Origin of the sequence: Lysobacter terrestris, from assembly GCF_014489475.1 — a bacterium.
In the GTDB taxonomy this organism is placed as follows: Bacteria; Pseudomonadota; Gammaproteobacteria; order Xanthomonadales; family Xanthomonadaceae; genus Agrilutibacter; species Agrilutibacter terrestris.
This window is the reverse complement of the sequence record NZ_CP060820.1, coordinates 409,888-423,365: the sequence shown is the minus strand read 5'-3', so window position 1 is coordinate 423,365 and position 13,478 is coordinate 409,888. Positions and strand designations below refer to the sequence as shown.

At 69.7% G+C, this 13,478-nt stretch carries 15 protein-coding genes, 1 tRNA gene and 1 other RNA gene; 10 read left to right on the top strand and 7 right to left on the bottom strand.

Going from position 1 to position 13,478, the window contains the following annotated elements; genetic code table 11:
• Positions 1-50 precede the first annotated feature (50 nt).
• Complete coding sequence (locus H8B22_RS01990) at positions 51-1,109, bottom strand: glycosyltransferase family 9 protein (protein ID WP_187712473.1); 1,059 nt, start codon at positions 1,107-1,109, stop codon at positions 51-53.
• A 21-nt stretch (positions 1,110-1,130) separates the two neighbouring features.
• Between H8B22_RS01990 and H8B22_RS01985 the strand changes: the two genes are divergently transcribed.
• The 6 genes from H8B22_RS01985 to H8B22_RS01960 all read left to right on the top strand — a co-directional run bounded on the left by H8B22_RS01985 (position 1,131) and on the right by H8B22_RS01960 (position 5,010).
• Positions 1,131-1,880 (top strand): 3-deoxy-D-manno-octulosonic acid kinase, encoded by a 750-nt coding sequence (locus H8B22_RS01985; RefSeq protein ID WP_187712472.1) that lies wholly within the window; start codon positions 1,131-1,133, stop codon positions 1,878-1,880.
• Entirely contained in the window at positions 1,880-2,635 is a 756-nt protein-coding gene (locus H8B22_RS01980; RefSeq protein ID WP_187712471.1) for an MBL fold metallo-hydrolase, read from the top strand. Before H8B22_RS01985 ends, H8B22_RS01980 begins: the two co-directional genes overlap by 1 nt.
• Positions 2,632-3,669, top strand: a complete 1,038-nt coding sequence (moaA, locus tag H8B22_RS01975; RefSeq protein ID WP_187712470.1) for a GTP 3',8-cyclase MoaA — start codon at positions 2,632-2,634, stop codon at positions 3,667-3,669. The genes H8B22_RS01980 and moaA overlap by 4 nt, the downstream gene beginning before the upstream one ends.
• Before the next feature lie 49 nt (positions 3,670-3,718).
• Complete coding sequence (gene moaC / locus H8B22_RS01970) at positions 3,719-4,216, top strand: cyclic pyranopterin monophosphate synthase MoaC (protein WP_225876252.1); 498 nt, start codon at positions 3,719-3,721, stop codon at positions 4,214-4,216.
• Positions 4,213-4,452, top strand: coding sequence for a MoaD/ThiS family protein (locus H8B22_RS01965; RefSeq protein ID WP_187712469.1), 240 nt, complete (start codon positions 4,213-4,215; stop codon positions 4,450-4,452). The genes moaC and H8B22_RS01965 overlap by 4 nt, the downstream gene beginning before the upstream one ends.
• A gap of 138 nt (positions 4,453-4,590) precedes the next feature.
• Positions 4,591-5,010, top strand: coding sequence for a molybdenum cofactor biosynthesis protein MoaE (locus H8B22_RS01960; RefSeq protein ID WP_187712468.1), 420 nt, complete (start codon positions 4,591-4,593; stop codon positions 5,008-5,010).
• A 205-nt stretch (positions 5,011-5,215) separates the two neighbouring features.
• On the opposite strand, the gene ffs is transcribed toward H8B22_RS01960, so the two are convergent.
• Positions 5,216-5,312, bottom strand: an RNA gene (gene ffs, locus H8B22_RS01955) — signal recognition particle sRNA small type.
• A gap of 65 nt (positions 5,313-5,377) precedes the next feature.
• Positions 5,378-5,470: transfer RNA gene (locus H8B22_RS01950), tRNA-Ser, on the bottom strand.
• 199 nt (positions 5,471-5,669) lie between these two features.
• On the opposite strand from H8B22_RS01950, the gene dnaX reads away from it, so the two are divergent.
• The 4 genes from dnaX to H8B22_RS01930 are packed head-to-tail and all read left to right on the top strand — an operon-like array spanning position 5,670 to position 8,841.
• Positions 5,670-7,475, top strand: a complete 1,806-nt coding sequence (dnaX, locus tag H8B22_RS01945; protein ID WP_187712467.1) for a DNA polymerase III subunit gamma/tau — start codon at positions 5,670-5,672, stop codon at positions 7,473-7,475.
• Between the two features lie 53 nt (positions 7,476-7,528).
• Positions 7,529-7,849, top strand: coding sequence for a YbaB/EbfC family nucleoid-associated protein (locus H8B22_RS01940; RefSeq protein WP_187712466.1), 321 nt, complete (start codon positions 7,529-7,531; stop codon positions 7,847-7,849).
• A 16-nt stretch (positions 7,850-7,865) separates the two neighbouring features.
• Entirely contained in the window at positions 7,866-8,459 is a 594-nt protein-coding gene (gene recR / locus H8B22_RS01935) for a recombination mediator RecR (protein ID WP_187712465.1), read from the top strand.
• A 31-nt stretch (positions 8,460-8,490) separates the two neighbouring features.
• Positions 8,491-8,841: a histidine triad nucleotide-binding protein gene (locus H8B22_RS01930; RefSeq protein WP_187712464.1), complete on the top strand. Its 351-nt coding sequence runs from the start codon at positions 8,491-8,493 to the stop codon at positions 8,839-8,841.
• Between the two features lie 63 nt (positions 8,842-8,904).
• On the opposite strand, the gene H8B22_RS01925 is transcribed toward H8B22_RS01930, so the two are convergent.
• Genes H8B22_RS01925 through H8B22_RS01910 form a run of 4 tightly spaced genes read right to left on the bottom strand, consistent with a single transcriptional unit; the run spans position 8,905 to position 13,422 of the window.
• Positions 8,905-9,390: a Slp family lipoprotein gene (locus H8B22_RS01925; RefSeq protein WP_187712463.1), complete on the bottom strand. Its 486-nt coding sequence runs from the start codon at positions 9,388-9,390 to the stop codon at positions 8,905-8,907.
• Positions 9,391-9,445: 55 nt separating this feature from the next.
• Positions 9,446-11,425, bottom strand: coding sequence for a transglutaminase TgpA family protein (locus tag H8B22_RS01920; protein WP_187712462.1), 1,980 nt, complete (start codon positions 11,423-11,425; stop codon positions 9,446-9,448).
• Complete coding sequence (locus H8B22_RS01915; RefSeq protein ID WP_187712461.1) at positions 11,422-12,441, bottom strand: DUF58 domain-containing protein; 1,020 nt, start codon at positions 12,439-12,441, stop codon at positions 11,422-11,424. The genes H8B22_RS01920 and H8B22_RS01915 overlap by 4 nt, the downstream gene beginning before the upstream one ends.
• A 27-nt stretch (positions 12,442-12,468) precedes the next feature.
• A complete protein-coding gene (locus H8B22_RS01910) occupies positions 12,469-13,422 on the bottom strand; it encodes an AAA family ATPase (protein ID WP_225876251.1) in 954 nt (317 codons plus the stop codon).
• Positions 13,423-13,478 lie beyond the last annotated feature (56 nt).

The window sequence follows — 13,478 nt, the reverse complement described above, 5'->3', positions numbered from 1 at the left end:
CGGGCTCCCGGCGTGACTGGGGCAGGCCGCCCCGGTCACGCACTCCGCAGTCATTCCGAGTGATCGGCGACGTAGCGCTCGAAGGCGCCGACTGCGTCGTCCACGCTCACCAGGTCCATCACGCCCGCGTGCTCGATCTTGGTGCCCCAGCGGATATCCGCCGCCGGCTTGCCCAGGTACTTGCGGGCCGCGGCGTCGTAGCGGTCGACGCAATAGCGGCGGTCCGAATACGGCCCGCTGCGCGCCGGGTTGCTGGCCGCATGCAGCCCCAGCACCTTGGTGCCCATCGCGTTGGCGATATGCATCGGCCCCGAATCGGGTGTCATCACCAGGTCCGCGCGTTCGAGCAGCGCCGGTAGCTGCTTGAGAGTGTCCTTGCCGACGAGGTCCAAAGCCGGGGCCTGCATCGCGGCGAGGATCGCGTCGGTGGTGTCCCGTTCCAACTGGCTGCGACCGCCGCACAGCACCACGCGCCAGCCGCGGCGTGCGGCATGGTCGGCCACCGCCGCGTAACGATCCGCGTGCCAGTTGCGCAGCGCATGGCTGGAGCAGGGCGAAATCATCAGCGTTGGACGGCCGTCCTCGACCCACTGCGCTTCCGCCCATTCGCGCGCTGCGTTGGGCACTGGCAGGTCCCAGCGCACCTGGGTCTGTTTGAGGCCCAGCGGTTCGCAGAAGCTGCCGATCGCGTCGAGCACGTGGATGCCGGGGCGGTCGGGGATGCGTTCGTTGATGAAGAGGCCGTGCAGGTCCTTGGAACGGGCGCGGTCGTAGCCGATGCGGCGCGCCGCCGGAACGAAGGCTGACAGCAGGTTGGCGCGTGCCGCCACCTGCATCTGCAGCAGGGCGTCGAAGCGCTCGCCGCCCGCGTGTTCGAGCAGGCGCGCGCGCAACGCGCGCATGCCGGCAAATCCGCTCTTCTTGTCGTACTCGACGAAGGCGACGCCGGGCAGTCCTTCCAGCAGCCGATGCTCGCCCTTGCCGATCACCCAGGTAAGCGCGACCTGGGGCCAGGTGGCCTGCAGGGTGCGCACCAAGGGCACGACGTGGGTCACATCGCCCAACGCTGACAACCGCAACAGGCAGATCGACATGGATGTTTGCGGCATGGGTCTTGCTAGACTCGCTGAATGACCGGCTATGACGCTGCCGAAGGATTGACACCGTTCCGCGACGAGCGCGGCTACGGCGCGATTCTGTTCGACAACACGCGGGTGCGACAAGCCAAGCCCGAGTGGTTCTCGCCGGCATTCTGGGGCGAACACGCGCGTCCGGTCGCCAGCGGCGGGCGCGGCGGCGCATGGTTCGTCGATGCGCCGTTCGGCGCGTCCGTGCTGCGTTGCTACCTGCGCGGCGGCTTTGCGGCGAACTTCAGCCGCGACCGTTACTGGTGGCGCGGCGCCAACCGTACCCGCAGCTTTGCCGAATTCCGCCTGACCCGCGAGATGGCCGCCAAGGGAGTGCCGGTGCCGCGGCCGATCGCCGCGTACTACCGCCGCGAAGGCCACACCTACAGCGCCGCCATCCTGATCGAGCGCATCGACGACGTGCGCACACTCGCCGATCGCGCCGCCGTAGCCGGCGACGGCGCGCCGTGGGAAGAAGCCGGGCGCTTGATCGCACGCGTTCACCGCGCCGGTCTCGACCATGCCGACCTCAACGCGCACAACCTGCTGTTCGACCCCACCGGGCGTGGCTGGGTGATCGACCTCGATCGCGGCGAGCAGCGCATCCCCGCCACCGGTTGGCGCGAGCGCAACCTGGCGCGGCTCAAGCGTTCGTTGCTGAAGCTGCGCGGCAACCGCCAGGTCGTGGAGGTCGAGCGCGACTTCGCCCGCCTGCGCGCAGCCTACGACCGCGTCTGGGCGCGGGGCACCTGATGGACTGGAGCCTGCGACTGCAGGGCGTCGGCAATGCGTCGGCGGTCCAGCTTGGATCGGCGATGGCCACGATCGAGCGCGATGGTGCGCCGTGGCTCACCATCGACTGCGGCAACGAAGGCCTCAGCCATTATCTCGCCCAGTACGGCGAGGCGCCGCGCGCGTTGTTCATCACCCACACGCATCTCGACCACGTCGCCGGATTCGAGCGGCTGTTCGTCGCCAGCTATTTCGACGAAGCGCGGCGCGGCAAGGTGCGCCTGTACGTACCGGCCGCACTGGTGCCGCTGCTGCACCAGCGCGTGGGCGACTACCCGAACCCGCTGGCCGAAGGCGGCGCCAATTTCTGGGACGCCTTCCAGGTCATCCCCGTGGGCGCCGCGTTCTGGCACGACGGCGTGCGCCTGGAGGTGTTTGCCACGCGGCACCACTGGCCGGAGACGGCGTTCGGCCTGCGCCTGCAGGGCAGCGTGGTCTGGACCGGCGACACCCGGCCGATCCCGGAGCAGCTGGCGAAATATGCCGCCGACGGCGAGCTGGTCGCCCACGACTGCGCCCTGCACGGCAACCCGTCGCACAGCGGGATCGACGACCTCGAGCGCGAATACCCGGCCGAGCTGCTCGCGCGCTGCGTGCTCTACCACTATGCAAGCCGCGAAGAGGGAGAGATCCTGTCGGCGCGCGGCCATCGCGTGGCGAAGGCCGGCGATGTGATTACGCTGAGCGAACCGACGGCAGCACAGGCCCAGGTATGAACGCAATCGCAAACGTGGCGGCAGGCGGCGCGGCGGCGGATGTCCGCGACACCCTGGGCCGGCCCCTGCGCGACCTGCGCCTGTCGGTGATCGAGGCCTGCAATTTCCGCTGCCCGTACTGCATGCCGGCCGAGCGGGTGCCGGACGACCATGGCTTCGACGCGCAGCAGCGCCTTTCCTTCGACGAGATCGAAACCCTGGTGCGCGGTTTCGTGCGCGCCGGCGTCACCAAGCTGCGCCTGACCGGTGGCGAGCCATTGCTGCGCAAGCGCCTGCCCGACCTGGTTGCGCGCCTGTCCCGCATCGAAAGCCTCACCGACATCGCGCTCACCACCAACGGTTCGCTGCTGGCTGCGCAGGCATCCGCCCTGCGCGCGGCGGGGCTGGGGCGGATAACGGTCAGCCTCGATGCACTCGACCCGGCGCTGTTCCATTCGCTGTCCGGCGGGCGTGGCCAGGTCGCCGACGTGCTGGCCGGCATCCAGGCCGCGCAGGCCGCGGGCTTCGACCCGATCAAGCTCAACTGCGTCGTGCAGCGTGGCGTCAACGAAGACGAAGTGCTGCCGCTGGTGGAGTTCGCGCGCGCGAACGGCCATGTCATGCGCTTCATCGAATACATGGACGTGGGGACCTGCAACGGCTGGCGGCGCGAGCGCGTGCTGGCTTCGGCCAACCTGCGCGACCGTATCCATGCCCGCTGGCCGCTGCAATCGCTGGAGGCGCAGTACCGGGGCGAAGTCGCGTCGCGGTACGGATTCGTCGATGGCCGGGGCGAGGTGGGCTTCGTCAGTTCGGTCAGCGAGCCGTTCTGCGGCGACTGCCACCGCGCGCGGGTGTCGGCCGATGGCCGCCTCTACACCTGCCTGTTCGCTGCAAGTGGCCACGACCTGCGCCCGCTGCTGGCGGACGGCGAGGAGGCGTTGTCGCAGCACCTCGCGCAGCGCTGGTCGCGTCGAGGGGATCGCTACAGCGAGTTGCGCGGCAGCAGCAGCGCGCCGCACAAGCACGTGGAGATGTACCTGGTGGGCGGCTGACAGCGCCGGCCAACTTCCGCTGCCGGCGCGAACGGCGCAGAATCCGCGGGTGAAAAAAGTCCGCAAGCAACTGACCCACATCGATCCGGATGGACGCCCGGCCATGGTCGATGTGTCCGCCAAGCCGGTCACCGCCCGGGAAGCGATCGCCGAATGCAAGGTCCGCTTCCCCGCTGAGGTCGCGGTGCAGCTGCGCGCCAGTGGCCTGCGCAGCGCCAAGGGCGGCATCGTCGAGACGGCGATCATCGCCGGCACCCTGGCGGTGAAGCGCACGCACGAACTGATCCCGTTCTGCCATCCGCTGCCGATCGACGGCTGCCGGATCGGCATCGAGTGGAGCGGCGAGCGCGACCTGCGCATCGAATGCCTGGTCCGCACGACCCATCGCACCGGCGTGGAAATGGAGGCGCTGACCGGCGCGAGCGTCGCTGCGCTGACCGCCTACGACATGTGCAAGGCGCTGTCGCACCGCATCGTCATCGGCCCGACGAAACTGCTGGGCAAGCACGGCGGGCGCCGCGACTTCGGCAAGGCGGAACGCGCGTGAAGGTCACTGTGCTGTACTTCGCGGCGTTGCGCGATGCGTCCGGCGTGGCAAGCGAGATCGTCGAGTCCGCGGCCGTCGACCTTCGGTCGCTGTACGGCGAATTGCAGGAATGCCACCGGCTGCCGTTCCCGGCGCGCCAGCTGCGCGTGGCGGTGGATGGGGAATTCGCGCACTGGGACGACGCGCCCAGGGACGGTAGCGAAGTCGCGTTCATTCCGCCGGTGAGTGGTGGGTGAGGGAGTGCGCTTGTCGATGCCTTATTGGCATCGACTGCACGCCCGAACGCCCGACCATGGATGGACGGGCCGGACGATCCGCAGCCGGTGGATGTTCTGCCATGGACGGCTACCAGATCCAGGAATCCAGAGCCCGCAATGAACCGTTTCTCCCTATCCGACGTTCCCTTCGACACTGCGACCTTACGTGCGCAATTGCTGGACGACCGCGTCGGCGGCTACGCCAGCTTCGAAGGCTGGGTGCGCAACCACAACGCCGAGCGCACGGTGCACGGGCTACGTTACGAGGCCTATGCCACGCTCGCCGAGAGCGAAGGCGAGAAGGTGCTGGCCGAGGCGATGCAGAAGTTCGCGGTGATCGACGCCCGTTGCGTGCACCGCATCGGCGACCTGGCGATCGGCGAACTTGCGGTGTGGGTCGGGGTGAGTGCCGCGCATCGCGATGCGGCGTTCGCCGCGTGCCGCTACATCATCGACGAGGTCAAGTCGCGCGTGCCGATCTGGAAGCACGAACGCTACGTCGAAGGCGACGCCGGCTGGCTGCATCCGGAAGGGTGAAGGCGAGTCGTCGCGATAACTCGCGGTCAAGCACCGTCATCGAATCGCTGCAGGCAGCTTCGAACCTAGTCGAATCTTTCTGAGGACAGCCCCCTTGGTAAGGGGGCGCCCCGAAGGGGCGGGGATGGGAAGCGAGGCCCTGGGGCCCAAGGTTTGCGAAGCAAACTTTGGGGTCTGTTCCGCGTCGCGGAACAGACGGGTGATGACCCCGCCGGCTGACCTCGGCGCCCGCGTCGATCGATACCGTTGCTGCCTTCCGGCCCTGGCGGGGTTTTCGACCTAGCGTCGCGAGGGGCCGACGGGGCCACCATAGAGACTTGCTGGTGTTGCTTGAAGCCGCGCATTGCACGCGACGTCTTGCAGGTACTGGCGGAGAGAGGGGGATTCGAACCCCCGAAGCGCGGTTTAGACGCTTACACACTTTCCAGGCGTGCTCCTTCAACCACTCGGACACCTCTCCGCACCTGGTACCGCAGGCCTGAATGCGGCGTCCGGCCGACTTCAGGGGCGCAGATTCTAACCGTGGCGGGCAGGTATCACAACAAAAGCCCGAGGTTCTGCCCTCCCGGTGCGCGGCGGTGCGGCGCTGGGTGCGGCGGCGGGAGGTTTATTCGCGGCACGGCGTAGTTTGTCGCGGCGTGGCGCGGCAGAATGGCGGCATGTCCTACCTCGTCCTCGCCCGCAAGTGGCGTCCCAAGCGTTTCGCCGAACTGGTTGGGCAGGAGCACGTGGTCCGTGCGCTGACCAACGCGCTGGATTCGGGGCGCGTGCACCACGCCTTCCTGTTCACCGGCACCCGTGGCGTCGGCAAGACCACGATCGCGCGCATCTTCGCCAAGTCGCTCAACTGCGAGCGCGGCACCTCGGCCGATCCCTGCGGCGAATGCGAGACCTGTCGCGCGATCGATGCCGGCCGTTACATCGACCTGCTCGAGATCGACGCCGCCAGCAACACCGGCGTCGATAACGTCCGCGAGCTGATCGAGAACGCGCAGTACCTGCCGTCGCGCGGCCGCTACAAGGTCTACCTGATCGACGAAGTGCACATGCTGTCGAAGGCGGCGTTCAACGCGCTGCTGAAGACGCTGGAAGAGCCGCCGGAGCACGTGAAGTTCCTCTTCGCGACCACCGACCCGGAGAAGCTCCTCGTCACCGTGCTGTCGCGCTGCCTGCAGTTCAACCTCAAGCGCCTGGACGAGCAGCAGATCGGCGGCCAGATCACCCGCATCCTCGAGGCCGAGGGCATTCCGGCCGAAGCCGGCGCCATCCGCCAGCTCTCAAAGGCCGCCGATGGCAGCCTCCGTGACGGCCTGTCGCTGCTGGACCAGGCCATCGCCTACACCGGCGGCAAGCTCGACGATGCGGCGGTGGCGACCATGCTCGGTACCGTCGACCGCACCCGCGTGGGCGCCTTGCTCGATGCGCTGGCGCGCGGCGACGGTGCGGCGCTGCTGGCGGAAGTCGGCGTGCTGGCGGAATTCTCGCCGGACTGGAGCGGCGTGCTGGATGCGTTTGCCGACGCCTTGCACCGCGTGCAGGTCCGCCAGCTGGTGCCCGAAGCGCCGGTCGAAGGCGAAGGCGTGGACGTCGATGCGCTGGCCGCCGCCGTGCGCCCCGAGGTCGTCCAGCTCTGGTACCAGATGGCGCTCAACGGTCGCCGTGACCTGGCGTATGCGCCGAGCCCGCGCGCGGGCTTCGAGATGAGCCTGTTGCGCATGCTCGCGTTCCGCCCGGCGGAGGGCGAGGGCGCCCGTGCACCGGCGGTACCCGCTTCCACGCGCAGCGAGTCCGCGCCGGCGCGTACACCTGCAGCGGCCGCACCGGCGGGCATGTCGGCCGCCGAGGCGGCGCGCGCAGCGCTCACCGGCGACGCCGCGCCACGCGAACCCGCACGGCCGCCCGTGGCCGTGCCGGAACCCGTTCGTAGCGAGCCGGTCCGCGCCGAGCCGGTTCGCAGCGAGCCGGTTCAAAGCGGGTACGCCCACGACGAACCTGCCGCACCGACGCCGGCGACCGCGCCGGCAGCCCGTGCGAGCGAACCAATGCCGCTCGCTACTACGGCGGTCCTTGCGGATGCGGCGAGTTGGCATGCGCTGGTGGCCAGCAGCGAGATCCGCGGGCCGGCGCGCCCGCTCGCCGAACACGCGGTCTTCATCGGCTACGACGGCAATACCAATATCCTGCGCCTCGCCTTGCCAGCGTCCGACGAACACCTCAAATCCACGGCGCTGATCGGCATGATGGCCAATGCCTTGGCGCCGGCGCTCGGCGGCGCGCCGCAGATCCGCTTCGAGAATGCGCCGGCACAGGGCGAGTCGCTGCGCGAGCGCAACGAACGCGCGCGCGACGAGCGCCAGGGTGCGGCCGAGGCGGCCTTCATGAACGATCCCGACGTGCAGCGGCTGATCACGCAGCACGGCGCGAAGGTGGTGCCGGATTCCATCCGCCCGCTCGACGAGAACTGATCACCACCCCACGCCGTCCGTGCCGGGCGGCGCAACTCCAAGAGAGCAAGACCATGCGTGGCAACATCGCCCAAATGATGCAGCAGGCCCAGCGCATGCAGGAAAACCTGCAGCGCGCCCAGGAAGAGATCGCGAAGATCGAAGCGACCGGTTCGGCCGGTGGCGGCATGGTCAGCGTGACCCTGACCGGCCGCAAGGAATGCCGCAAGGTACGCATCGATCCGAGCATCCTCTCCGACCAGGAGATGGTCGAGGACCTGATCGCCGCCGCATTCAACGATGCGTCCAACAAGATCGATGCCGAATCGCAGGCGAAGATGTCCGCCGCCACCGCCGGCATGCCGCTGCCGCCGGGAATGAAGCTCCCGTTCTGAGCCGCGGATCCATTGCGTGAGTGCATTGCTCGAACAACTGATCGAGGCGTTGCGCGTGCTGCCCGGTGTTGGCCCGAAGTCGGCGCAGCGCATGGCGTACCACGTGCTCGAGCGCGATCGCGACGGCGGCCGCCGTCTGGCGGAAACGCTGGCCGCGGCGGTCGAGCGCATCGGCCATTGCGCGCGCTGCCGTGACTTCAGCGAGACCGAGGTCTGCGCCACCTGCGCCAGCGCCGCGCGCGACGCCTACCTGCTGTGCGCGGTGGAATCCCCGGCCGACCGGCTGGCGATCGAGCAGGCCACCGGCTATCGCGGCCTGTACTTCGTGCTGCAGGGCCGGTTGTCGCCGCTCGACGGCATCGGTCCGCGCGAACTCGGGCTCGACCGGCTCGCCGCGCGCCTGGCCGAAGGCGAGGTGCAGGAACTGATCATCGCCACCAATCCCACCGTCGAGGGCGAGGCGACCGCGCACTACCTCGCCCAGCTCGCGCGCCAGCACAAGGTCCGGCCCAGCCGGCTCGCGCACGGCGTGCCGCTGGGGGGCGAACTGGAATACGTCGATCGCGGCACGCTGTCGCACGCCTTCGGCAGCCGCAGCGAAATGCCCTGAAAAGAATGCTCTGAAGGAACGCGAACCCGCCATGTCCGACACCATCTTCCACAAGATCATCCGTCGCGAGATCCCGGCCACCATCGTCTACGAGGACGAGCAAGTGATCGGCTTCAAGGACATCGCGCCGCAGGCGCCCGTGCACGTGCTGTTCGTGCCCAAGGTCGACATCGCCACCCTCAACGACGTGCAGCCGTCGCAGGCGGAAACCATCGGCCGCCTGCACATCGCGGCCGCGGATTACGCCAAGCGGCAGGGATTTGCCGAGGACGGCTATCGCGTGGTGATGAACTGCAACGGCGACGGCGGGCAGACCGTGTTCCAGGTGCACCTGCACCTGCTCGCCGGCGCGCCGCTGGGCCGCTTCGGTACGCCGAAGTAGCCGCTCAAGACCGGTGTGCTCATCAAGCAAAACGCCCGGCATTGCCGGGCGTTTTTTCGTGCATTACCACCAACCCCACCACGGCCACGGCGCGGGCCGCGTAACCACGTCGACGCGTTCGCGCACCGGCCACAGGTAGATCACGTCGGCTTCCACTTTGGGGAAGCGGTAGTCGTACCCGCCGATGCGGCGGTTCTCGTAGCCGCCGATGCGACCGGTGAAGGTGACTTCACGGTTCTTCTCGAACAGCGCCGGATCGTAGAAGCCGTCCTTGCAGGCGAGGAAGCGACCGCCGATGTCGTCGGTCGCCCAGTAGGGCCGCCCGTACGCCGACAGGCGCGTGGAGATCATTTCGAAGCAGGTGCGGTTGGTCTGCGGCTCCACCTGCACGATGCGACCGCCCCAGCGCACGGTGGCGCCGGTGGCTTCGGAAGTGGCGGCCTGTTGCGGCGTGACCTCGGTGAAGGTGCCCTGCAGCGGGCGCGGCTGCGTTGCGCAGGCCGCCAGCAGGACCGCGGTGATGGCAGGGATCAGGACTCTGGCTTTCATTTCCTTGTCTCCGTTGGGCGGATCCCTCGCGGGGCCCCGTTCGTCCGTGCGCGGGTCAGAACTGCTTGGATGTCGGCCGGTGGCGGCGCAGCGCGCGGACCAGGTCCGTGGCGTCGCGGCCATTTTGCATCCCGGGCTGAGGCGCAGCGTAGCGCCAATTGGCGAAACGTTGGCTGAGTTCCCGAAGGTCCGCGGCGAGTTCGGGACGGGCGCGGGCTACCCGGGCCGTCCATTCGGAAGCGGTCTCGTGCGCCTCCCGTTCCAGGCCGAGCCGGCGATAGCGCGCGGCCAGCCTGTGCCAGGCCCGCAGCACCGGGTCGGCCTCGCGCTGGCCGCGGGCGCTGAGCCAGACCATCCACAGCAAGGCGGCGACGGCGGCGAGCGCGAACAGCAGGCCCAGTTGCCGGCCCTGCAGTTTTTCCACCCCGAACGGCGCCAGCAGGCGCGACTGGCGCTCGGCATTGAAACCGAGCAGCAGGTCGTTCCAGTTGCGGCGCAGCCAGTCGCTCACGTTCCAGGTGGGAACGCCGAGTCCGCCCAGCAGTCCCGACGCGCCGGGCGAGCGGTCGGCGATGGTGTCGTAGATGCGTTCCGGTGCCACCGCCGCGGTCGGGTCCACGCGCACCCAGCCGCGACCTTCCAGCCACACTTCGGCCCAGGCGTGCGCGTCGGAGCGCAGCACGATCCAGTAATCGCCGAGGGGATTGCGGTAGCCGCCGGCATAGCCGGTGACGACGCGCGCGGGAATGCCGGCGCCCCGCATCAGCACCACGAACGAGGCGCTGAAGTGCTGGCAGAAGCCCTCCCGGGAATCGAACAGGAACTGGTCCACCGCGTCGCGGCCCCAGGGCGGGGTGTCCAGGGTGTAGGCGAAGTCGCGCCGGATCCATTGCAGCGCGCGTGCCACGATCGCCGCGTCGTCCTTGCCGGCTTCGGTGCGCCATTGCCGTGCCAGCGCCTGCGTGCGCGGGTTGAAACCTTCCGGCAACTGCAATGCCAGCTGCCGCAGCAGCAGCGGCAGTTTCGGCTGGTAGCGGGCCGGCGCGGCCGAGCGCAGCCGCCATCGCGTCAACGAGGTCAGGGGCGTGTTGGCGCGCAGCGAGTAGTCGCCGCTGAGGGTGCTGCCGGTGGGCGCCGCCACGGGCAGGTCCAGTGCCACCAGCTGCGTGCGCTCGGTGGGCTCCACTTCCAGTTCGTAATCCCAGCCGCGTTGCGCGGGCTGGGTTGCCGGCGCCGGCAGTCCCTGCAGCAGGGCGGCCTGGGTCCATTCCATGCCATCGAAGCGCCACATGGTCGGGCCGCGCCAGTACATCTGGTCCGGCTCCGGCGGCGCGCCGAAGAAGCGCACCCGCAAGGCCGGGGTGTCGTCGGCCATCAGGTCGATCCAGTCGTTGGGCCGCATCGTGTCGGACAGGCCGGTGCGGCCGAGCGCGCGTTCGGGCATGCCCCACAGCGGCGCGCCCAGGCGCGGAAACAGCCAGAACGCCGCGAGCGCCACCGGCAGGCCGATCAGCACCAGGTGCAGCACGCTGCGCAGGCGCGTGCGCAGCGGCACCGCGAACGCCGCGTCGCCCGATTCCAGGTCCGAAAGCCGCTGCAACGCCACCAGCGCGCCGAAGGCGGAGGCCAGGCCGAGCAGCAGCGACAACGGCCCCTGGTCGAGCAGGAAGGTGGCGAACGGCGCGAACAGCGCGAACCCGATGAGGCTGCGCGCGTCGCGCAGTCGCGCGGTTTCCGCGGGCTTGATCGCGAGCATCGCCGCGAGCAGCGCGCAGCCGGTGTCGCGCCCCAGGCGCGCGCCCGAAACCGCCAGCACGGCCGCCACCACCAGCAGCGTGAGCGCGAGCCGTATCGGCGCCGGCAGCGGCTTGCGCCAGGCCAGCAACGTGGTGAGGCCGCCGGCCGCCGCGATGGGCAGGCCCAGCGACGGCGGAAGCTGCAGGAGCAGCGGCACGACGCAGGCCAACGCCGCCAGCAGCGACCAGCGCCGGCTGCTGATGTCCAGCTCCGGCGCGCTGTTGGCCAGCGCGCTCATCGCACGCCTCCGCCGGCGGCGGGCAACAGCGCGAGTGCGCGCTGGCAGGCATGGCGATGCGCGGCGCCGTGGTCGGGGCCGAGGTCGGGCTGTCCGGGCAGGTGCAGGCGATAGCGGCGCCCGTCGCGTTCGGCCTCGTCCACCCAGCGCGCCAGTCGCGATACCCGCGCCTCGTAGGTGAGCCCGTGGAGCTGGTTCCAGTCGAGCACCACGTCCGCGCCCAGCGGCTGCTCGTATTCGCGGACGAGCAGGGCGTCGCGGCGCGCGGAGGGTTTCCAGGCGATGGCGCGGCGCGCGTCGCCGGGACGATAGCTGCGCAGGTGGTGGACGTCGTCGCCGGAGGCATGCAGGCGGGTCTGCGCCTGTTCGCCGACACCACCGGGCAGCGGCGGGCCGTTCGGTTCGGGAGCGGCGTAGACCAGCACCGGTGTGTCGCTCCACACGTACGTCCAGGCGCGGGCGAGTCCCAGTGGACGCGTGGTGTAGCAACGCAGTCTGGGCACCGCGAGCCAGCCGCGTTGCTGCGTGGGCAGCAACACGTCGGCTTCGCCGCGGCCCTGGTCGAGGTTGAGCACGCTGGTCGCCAGCACGTCGTCGTCGTCGACGCGCACGCCGCGGCGGATGCGGTTCGGCTCCGCCTGCGCGTGCAGGCGCAGGGCGATGGGATGGCCGGCGGCTACCGGCTCGGCGTCGATGGCGACGATCGACATGCCGGTCAGCTGCAGCTGGGCTGCGATCAGGCTGGCCTGGGCGGCGCCGCCGAGCAGCAGGCACAGCAGCAGCGCCGGGTTGTTGTTGTAGTTCAGCGCGCCCACCCCCATGCCGAGCAGCAGCGCGGCGAAGAACAGGCCGAAGCGCGTGGGCAGCACGTAGACCCGGCGGCGGTCGATGGTGACGGGCAATGCCTCGGGCGTGCGCGGCCGGGTGAGGCTGAGGGCAGCGGCACGCAGCCGGCGCCAACGCGAGGCGGGCGCATCGTTCGGGGACGGCGCCCCGTTGGTGGAAGGACTGGGCATGGCCGGGTCGGCTGCTCGGCCGTCGCCTCAGTCCACCGGCACCGAATGCAGGATCGCCTTGGCGAGCGACGCATCGCTGCCGGCCTGCGCGTCGGCGACGAGGCGATGCGCGGCGACTGCGCCGAACAAGGCCTGCACGTCTTCGGGCAACACATGCGCACGTCCGAGCAGCAGCGCATACGCGCGCGCCGCGCGCAGCAGCGCCAGCCCGGCTCGCGGGGACAGGCCCACGCGCACGCCGGGATGCTTGCGGCTGCGCGCGAGCAGGGCCTGCACGTAACCGATCAGGGCATCGCTGGCGTGGATCTCCTGCACCGCGCGGCGGGCAGCGAGCACGTCCGCGGTGCCGAGCAGCGGCAGGGTCTGTGCGATCAGGTCGCGACGGTCGACGCCGGCCAGCAGGTCGCGTTCGGCGGCTTCGCCGGGATATCCCAGCGCGAGGCGCAGCAGGAAGCGATCCAGTTGCGAATCGGGCAGGGGATAGGTGCCGGCGAGGTCGACCGGATTCTGCGTGGCGATGACGAAGAACGGATCGGGCAACGAGTGCGTGGTGCCGTCGACGGTGACCTGGTGTTCGGCCATCGCTTCGAGCAATGCGCTCTGCGTGCGCGGCGGTGCGCGGTTGATTTCATCCGCCAGCAGCACCTGGGTGAACACCGGGCCGGAATGGAACTGGAAGCCGCGCGACTGCGGATCGAACACCGACACGCCGACCACGTCCGCCGGCAACAGGTCGGAGGTGAACTGCACGCGCTGGAAGTCGAGGCCGAGCGTCGTCGCCAGTGCGCGCGCCAGCGTGGTCTTGCCCAGGCCGGGCAGGTCTTCGATCAGCAGGTGGCCGCCCGCCAGCAGCGCGACGAAGGCCAGGCGCACCTCGTGTGCCTTGCCCAGCACCAGCGCATTGACCTGCGACTGGGCGCGTTCGAGGGTCGCGCGCAGGGCATCGGGTAGCATGTTCGCCGCGGTTGGGGAGGCCACCATTTCGAATCTCCTCGTCGATGTCGGCAGTGTAGCGGGGTTGTTCTTCTCCAATGCGC

Bases quoted from the DNA above. Each gene is read 5' to 3' on its own strand.
- H8B22_RS01990 (WP_187712473.1), bottom strand. From the start codon at position 1,109: ATGCCGCAAACATCCATGTCGATCTGCCTGTTGCGGTTGTCAGCGTTG.
- H8B22_RS01985 (WP_187712472.1), top strand. From the start codon at position 1,131: ATGACCGGCTATGACGCTGCCGAAGGATTGACACCGTTCCGCGACGAG.
- H8B22_RS01980 (WP_187712471.1), top strand. From the start codon at position 1,880: ATGGACTGGAGCCTGCGACTGCAGGGCGTCGGCAATGCGTCGGCGGTC.
- moaA (WP_187712470.1), top strand. From the start codon at position 2,632: ATGAACGCAATCGCAAACGTGGCGGCAGGCGGCGCGGCGGCGGATGTC.
- H8B22_RS01960 (WP_187712468.1), top strand. From the start codon at position 4,591: ATGAACCGTTTCTCCCTATCCGACGTTCCCTTCGACACTGCGACCTTA.
- dnaX (WP_187712467.1), top strand. From the start codon at position 5,670: ATGTCCTACCTCGTCCTCGCCCGCAAGTGGCGTCCCAAGCGTTTCGCC.
- H8B22_RS01940 (WP_187712466.1), top strand. From the start codon at position 7,529: ATGCGTGGCAACATCGCCCAAATGATGCAGCAGGCCCAGCGCATGCAG.
- H8B22_RS01930 (WP_187712464.1), top strand. From the start codon at position 8,491: ATGTCCGACACCATCTTCCACAAGATCATCCGTCGCGAGATCCCGGCC.
- H8B22_RS01925 (WP_187712463.1), bottom strand. From the start codon at position 9,390: ATGAAAGCCAGAGTCCTGATCCCTGCCATCACCGCGGTCCTGCTGGCG.
- H8B22_RS01920 (WP_187712462.1), bottom strand. From the start codon at position 11,425: ATGAGCGCGCTGGCCAACAGCGCGCCGGAGCTGGACATCAGCAGCCGG.
- H8B22_RS01915 (WP_187712461.1), bottom strand. From the start codon at position 12,441: ATGCCCAGTCCTTCCACCAACGGGGCGCCGTCCCCGAACGATGCGCCC.
- H8B22_RS01910 (WP_225876251.1), bottom strand. From the start codon at position 13,422: ATGGTGGCCTCCCCAACCGCGGCGAACATGCTACCCGATGCCCTGCGC.